Origin of the sequence: Chryseobacterium sp. RR2-3-20 (assembly GCF_017808115.1) — a bacterium.
GTDB classification, from domain to species: domain Bacteria; phylum Bacteroidota; class Bacteroidia; order Flavobacteriales; family Weeksellaceae; genus Chryseobacterium; species Chryseobacterium oryzae.
In genome coordinates, this window is sequence record NZ_JADQBD010000154.1 from 1 (window position 1) to 1,206 (window position 1,206).

The window sequence follows — 1,206 nt, forward strand, 5'->3', positions numbered from 1 at the left end:
CCCGCACTTCGCCAATACTTTTTCCGTTACCTGCAATTTCATCAAAACAGCGTCTATGAAAGAAATTTTCAGAATTTTAATAACATCATTCTTTTTAATTTCTTGTGCTTCAAGTTCTAAAACTGAGAATGGAAACTACACAGAAAAAATTGACAACTTAAATATAAATTATACAGTAAGAGGAAAAGGTCCAATTATGCTTATTGGACATCCAAGTTCGGGGAAAATCGGTTACGAAATGACTTTAAAACCACTTGAAGAAAAATTTACAATGGTTTATTATGACTCTCGTGGAACAGGAAAATCTGAAACACCAAAAAAAATTGAAGATTACACTCCTGCAAATTCCGTAAAAGAAATTGAATTGTTAAGAGAAAAACTTGGTGCAAAAAAGATTTGGTTATTTGGACATTCAGACCAAAGTGCAATTGCTTTGCAATACGCAGTAGAATACCCCAATAATGTTTCGGGAATAATTTTATCGGGAACAAGTTATACAGGAAGCCAAAACGAATCTATTGAAAGAAGAAGAATTTCTGAAAACAAAAGGATAAAAGAATCTACATGGTTTGCTAAAGTTATTGAAGATTGGGATTACATGAACGCAAACAATACAACTGTTGACAAAAATGGGAATGACATTTCAACCGCAAGAACAAAATGGTGGACTTATAATGAAGAAACTGCTCAAAAAGTTATTCCAGTTGTGAAAGAAATTACAAAAGCAGGACGAAGAAAACCAATCGGAAATAATTACTATCAAGAAACACCCGAAGAACGCCAAAAATATTTGGAATTTCAGAAAAAATTTAAGGATTTAAAAACAAAAATTTTGATAATTAACGGAAAATATGATACAAACAATTTGCCTGAATTTACAACTGAATTGCATTTCCGTTTACCTAACTCAAAATTGGTTATTATTGACAATGCAGGTCATTTTCCTTGGATTGAACAGCGCGAACAAACATTTAACGAAATAAATAAATGGCTTCGTGACTAAAGAAACTGCAGGTAACATTGTATTTGCAAAAGGCGGGGTTGAATATATAATAGAAAAACCCGATGCATTCAGTCGCAACTTGCTTTTCATATTGTATTTTTTTGTAATTTAACAATCTGAAAAAGCAATTTGCTTCGTTCAGGCGAAATTGAACTTGCAGTTAAATTTAGCCCGCCCTTCGCAAATACTTTTTCCGTTGTGCG

At 32.7% G+C, this 1,206-nt stretch carries 1 protein-coding gene; it reads left to right on the top strand.

Annotation, left to right across the window (positions count from 1 at the left end):
* Positions 1–55 precede the first annotated feature (55 nt).
* Positions 56–1,003: an alpha/beta fold hydrolase gene (locus tag IV513_RS15455; protein ID WP_209391443.1), complete on the top strand. Its 948-nt coding sequence runs from the start codon at positions 56–58 to the stop codon at positions 1,001–1,003.
* Positions 1,004–1,206: the final 203 nt, after the last annotated feature.